We start from the raw sequence: 4,873 nt of genomic DNA, 5'->3' as shown, positions 1-4,873 counted from the left end.
CGGAAAAGCTGACCCAACTGCAGCGCTGGGCTGTGCAGACGGCAGCCCGTATCGGTCACAACAAGGCGGCGGTGGCGCTGGCCAACAAACTGGTGCGGATCTGCTGGGCGGTGTGGTGCCACGAGCGGCGGTTCAATGGCAATTGGCAGAGCACAAAGCCCGCCTGACGGCGGGTGTAATCAGTAAGGCGTGGTGGTTTTCTTGTGGTTGTGGTGAGTAGCAGCACTGTCGAAACAGGCGAGTCCTGCAGCGGAACAAGGCCGATAACAACGATGATCCCGGGGATCGATTGAACGCTTGGCCCCCGCTGCGCGAACTACAGAATGGCCAGGGAGGAAAGCCCAGAACAGGCCGGATATACGAATGCAACCGCGCTGACGACAAGTGCAAAAGAAAAGCTTTGCCCGCTACTTGTGGGGAGAGTCCATATAAGTTGTTAGCCGCACTGTTGCACAATTAAATTTTGCCTATAGCCGCTTTCTTTAATGGTAATTGGAGGTTTATTGTTGTTAAGCAATTGTTGAAATTTAGGAAGGCTGTTGGCTTCTTCGTAAGCGACCTGGCATGAAGCCGAATCAAATAAATTTCTTAGCTTGGCCTTGACGATTGAAGCTAGCTTCGGCGAAGCACTAACAAAGATAGAAACTATGTCTAATTGATCTGTGACTTCTCGGTACATGTCAATGGCAAAGAGATTTTTAGACTCATTCCTGTTTAAGAAAGCATATACATCGCCTTGGCCGGTTTTTGTTTGATAGAAATATTCTTTATATAGGTGCTTTATGTCCGCATCTAGACCTAGAAGCTCAATTGCCGACTGGATTTCTCTGTTGGCTTCAAAGTCATCATCACCGTCACCATGCCAATTCACTAAATCGCTCATGGATACTACTATGTAAAACTGATGCGTTTCGATGATTTTCATAGGGTGGCTAACGTTTGGTTAAGGGGCGGGCTTTAGCCCGTCCCAGTGAGCGAAGCGAACGGTTTGAACCAATTGTTAAATGACAAGCTCACGAACGGGAAAAAGGGGACAGATTTATTTATTGACCCACATCACTGGTGCCCGAAAATAAATCTGTCCCCTTTTCTCTTCCCTGTTGTCTAGCTCGTAAACTGTGTCTCCATCCCAGCCTTCAAATTCATCGGAGATATGTGTGCTTAGCTGTTTTTGCATGCTCTGTTCTCCTAACGATAGGTTAAGGGGCGGGCTTTAGCCCGTCCCGAGTGAGCGAAGCGAACGACTTGAACCACTAGTTAGCCGATACATTGCGCAGGACGCTTGAGTTGCGGGCTGTTGTGTAGTGTAAGTTTATTACACGCCATTGCCCGTCAACATTTTGCCATAGCTCACTAAAGAAAATTTCTGGTGTTTTATTGTTTTTAGATATTGTGAGGCCTTGGCCATGAATAAAAGCAAAATTGCCAAGATTTAATATTTCTAAACTCAAGTCTTCAGTGCGACTTTCGGGGGCGAACCAACGGCCGCCATCAACTGATTTGGAAATATTATTTAGCTGTTCAATTTTATTTTGTACGCCGAAGTCATTTATGACGGTAAAAGACTCGGTTTCTATTTCATGCATTGTGGCAACGTCACCGGCGATGAAAGCCGAGTACCATTTTTCTCGCGTTCTAAGTAATTGTTGATTCACCCGTACTTTCCTTGTGTCGGTTAACGTTTGGTTAAGGGGCGGGCTTTAGCCCGTCCCAGTGAGCGAAGCGAACGATTTGAACCATTTGTTAGACCTTACACCGCTACTTGGATGAACGGAAAAGCAGTTCTGAATTCTGTAAGGATAGCCTGGTTCATATGTAGTGAGTTTATAGCATGCTCTCTAGTTGGGCCGTCAAATACCTCGCGATTACGTAGATATGCAATGCCAAAAATTGCTTCGTCCTCCTGATTTGTAAAGCTGCGGCCAGGGCTGAAGCCGATTGTTTTGTAGATATGGAAGCGAGGAGCATCAAAGCGAAGCAACTCAGCTATGTAGTCTGGGTATGCTTCAGTTGACTCCATGATTCGAATAGCCCATTGCTGCAATTCATCTGTGCTTATTGAGTTGCTTAGGTAGCAATTCACGACAAAGGCAATGGTTGATGAGTTTTCGCGGGTGAGTCCGTTCATGATCTAGGTCTAACGTTTGGTTAAGGGGCGGGCTTTAGCCCGTCCCGAGTGAGCGAAGCGAACGGCCTTGAACCACTAGTTAGGTTTTCGCAACTGCAGGACAAGATGACACTGTATCTACGACTAGATCGTAGAGTTCTTCAGCTGCGATTTTTGCATTTTGAATTTCTAGGTTATTGAAGTAAACAAGGCCGCTGGAGACTTGATATTCAGATTTTTCATTGGCGTGGCGCATAAAAATCTCTATTGCTTTTTTTGTCGTGCTTTCTTTATGTGTGGCTAAGTGCTGATCAACTTCGTTTGGGTATGTTATGTAGTCCCAGTGCACGTCGGCGAACTTTGTTCTTGTTTTTAGTGTTATAAATGGTGCCTTCTCTCGGCGGCACTTTTCGAACCAAAGGTTCTCTTTCTCGTGCCCCTTGTCTTTCCTGAGTATCTCTACGAATTTTTGCACGGCTATACCTTGCGTTAACCTAACGTTTGGTTAAGGGGCGGGCTTTAGCCCGTCCCAGTGAGCGGAGCGAACGGCTTGAACCACTAGTTAGGAGCTTACGCAGGTGCATGGGGGGCTCCTAACTTTGGTGATTTTGAGCTTAAGCTAAGCAGCGCTACATGTAGTGGGTCTTGATTGCACCAATACTGCTCGATAGCTCCCTCTTGGGTAAACGATGATGTATTGAAGCCTTCCTCAATGTCGTTATACCAGAGGACAAATTTGCCAATTATGGCAATTACCCAGAAGCCACCACCATCGTCTCCCCATGGGGAAAGCGTCCACTTCTGGGGTGTGATAGCGTTTGCCTCAAACAGCATGCGAGTTTCTGGAGAGCACTCCGCAATTTGCTGTGCGATCAGCGTCTTCAGTTCATATAAGGGGATCGATTGCCACATCCTTGGCTCCTAACGTTTGGTTAAGGGGCGGGCTTTAGCCCGTCCCAGCGAGCGATTTGAACCAATTGTTATATGCTTTACCGCTCGAACTGAAATTTCCATTTACTTTCCTCGGAAAGCCAAACCCTTAGTGTTGCTTTTTTGTACATTTTGTTATGGGTTTCTAGTTTTTTTATAATCTGGCAAGATGCCTCAATTATTTCGTCAGTGCACATTACTATGTCTGAATGTCCTTCATCAGATTCAATGTAGTGAGACACTCCATTCTCTTCTGTTTTCATGTGAAGAATAGCCGAATTCCAATGCTCAGGAGTTGCCTCAATTAGGCTAGATCCGAGGTTTGAATATAACTTGCTCAGAGAGTGCTCGATGTCAACGTTGTCCATGCCTGACTCCTGTGCATATAACGTTTGGTTAAGGGGCGGGCTTTAGCCCGTCCCAGTGAGCGAAGCGAACGGTTTGAACCACTAGTTAGGTGATTCACACATAGCGTATTGATTCCACAAAAAATCCGTACTCAGCTTGCACGCTTATTCCAACTGACGGGTAGTCAAACATATTTAATCGGAGCCGAGTCGTACGACACTCACCATTCGTAAAAGCGGGGCTCAAATATTTTTGGGTTTACTTTGTAAGTTCCGTCAAGTGCTTCCGGCATTAGTTCTGGATGCTCGGAATATAGTGGATTTACTATTTTTAGCAGAATTTCGGCCATGACTTTAGCGGCGCCTCGGCGATAAGAGTCAAATTCTTCTTGTGTGCAGTTATCACGGACAAGTGCAATGCTGTCGTTTAGTTGAGCATTGATCTGCATCATCAGGATGCTGATTTTTTCAGCAACTTCATTATTCACGGGATACCTCTTGCGCCTAACGTTTGGTTAAGGGGCGGGCTTTAGCCCGTCCCAGAGAGCGCAGCGAGCGACTTGAACCAATTGTTAGGCATATTAATTGCCGGTTGGTTTTTCTTGTTTTGTACTATAAAAGTATAGTGCAGCTAGAGTAATAATAAACATTCGTTCAGATGATGGATTTGTTTGTGTGTCATCACCCAGGCCGAAAAAAATTAGCTTTATTTTGACTGTGACGCAAAATAGTATTGCCGTGACGTATGCGTGCAATGCGAATCTTGATTTTTTTATAGCAAGAAATCCACCAATAATTATTATTAGCTGAACAGCGCTAAGTGGTATAAGTTTTAGTACATGGAAGTCACCATACCGTGCACTAGGGATGCCTAAATACTTTAGCCATATGGTTAATTCAAGAAGGTTGTAGATTCCATACAGGAAAAAAGCCAGGTTAAAGATTGCGCGCGATTGGGTTGTCGGTAACGAGCCCATGGTTATTCCTTTTGTGGTTTTGCCTAACGTTTGGTTAAGGGGCGGGCTTTAGCCCGTCTCAGTGAGCGAAGCGAACGGTTTGAACCGGTTGTTAGGTGCTTTCCACAAAGTGTTTTGAAACAGAAGTAAAGTACGCCATTGTTATTATAACGCCATCAGAAAGTATGACTATTCCACTTATGCCGGCACTTAGCGGTGTCATAACAGAAAATCCCGAAAAGAAGCTAGCTATAGCCGTTACAATCAGTAGTATGAAAAACGATTTTCGTGCAATAGGAGAAAAGAAGAACAAGCCAATTGAGGTGGCGAGCCATGCAATGAAAAGAGACCAGTAGATTGCGATGTGACTTGGGATATATGAGCCGAAGCCGGCTGCTGCGGCTAAATCAAGTTCATCTGGAGATAACCACAGGTAATCGAAAAACGGCAGTAGCCAAAGCGCTACAAAAAATGCTGTTGATATCGCCACTATATACCTGAATAGAGATTTCATATTTTGTAGTGCACCTAAC

The 4,873-nt window shown here is 45.2% G+C and carries 7 protein-coding genes and 1 pseudogene; 1 reads left to right on the top strand and 7 read right to left on the bottom strand.

Annotated features, from left to right (window positions below):
* Window positions 1-167, top strand: a pseudogene (locus BLR77_RS25425) (IS110 family transposase); the annotation flags it as partial.
* A 269-nt stretch (window positions 168-436) separates the two neighbouring features.
* On the opposite strand, the gene BLR77_RS24710 reads toward BLR77_RS25425, so the two are convergent.
* The 7 genes from BLR77_RS24710 to BLR77_RS25405 form a co-directional block, all read right to left on the bottom strand.
* The gene (locus tag BLR77_RS24710; protein ID WP_074682758.1) at window positions 437-925 is read right to left on the bottom strand and encodes a hypothetical protein; all 489 of its coding nucleotides are present in this window, start codon (window positions 923-925) and stop codon (window positions 437-439) included.
* Between the two features lie 328 nt (window positions 926-1,253).
* On the bottom strand, window positions 1,254-1,655 hold the full coding sequence (locus BLR77_RS24705) for a nuclear transport factor 2 family protein (protein WP_074682756.1): 402 nt from the start codon (window positions 1,653-1,655) through the stop codon (window positions 1,254-1,256).
* A gap of 95 nt (window positions 1,656-1,750) precedes the next feature.
* Window positions 1,751-2,128: a hypothetical protein gene (locus BLR77_RS25420; protein ID WP_122163863.1), complete on the bottom strand. Its 378-nt coding sequence runs from the start codon at window positions 2,126-2,128 to the stop codon at window positions 1,751-1,753.
* 79 nt (window positions 2,129-2,207) lie between these two features.
* Window positions 2,208-2,582, bottom strand: coding sequence for a hypothetical protein (locus BLR77_RS25415; RefSeq protein ID WP_139203103.1), 375 nt, complete (start codon window positions 2,580-2,582; stop codon window positions 2,208-2,210).
* Window positions 2,583-2,677: 95 nt separating this feature from the next.
* Window positions 2,678-3,019, bottom strand: a complete 342-nt coding sequence (locus tag BLR77_RS24700) for a hypothetical protein (protein WP_202907464.1) — start codon at window positions 3,017-3,019, stop codon at window positions 2,678-2,680.
* A 586-nt stretch (window positions 3,020-3,605) separates the two neighbouring features.
* Window positions 3,606-3,872: a hypothetical protein gene (locus BLR77_RS25410; RefSeq protein ID WP_139203102.1), complete on the bottom strand. Its 267-nt coding sequence runs from the start codon at window positions 3,870-3,872 to the stop codon at window positions 3,606-3,608.
* 580 nt (window positions 3,873-4,452) lie between these two features.
* Window positions 4,453-4,873: hypothetical protein (locus tag BLR77_RS25405; protein ID WP_238380628.1), on the bottom strand; the 421-nt coding region annotated here is incomplete at its 5' end.

Origin of the sequence: Ectopseudomonas alcaliphila, assembly GCF_900101755.1 — a bacterium.
In the GTDB taxonomy this organism is placed as follows: Bacteria; Pseudomonadota; Gammaproteobacteria; order Pseudomonadales; family Pseudomonadaceae; genus Aquipseudomonas; species Aquipseudomonas alcaliphila.
This window is presented reverse-complemented; position numbering and strand designations above follow the sequence as displayed.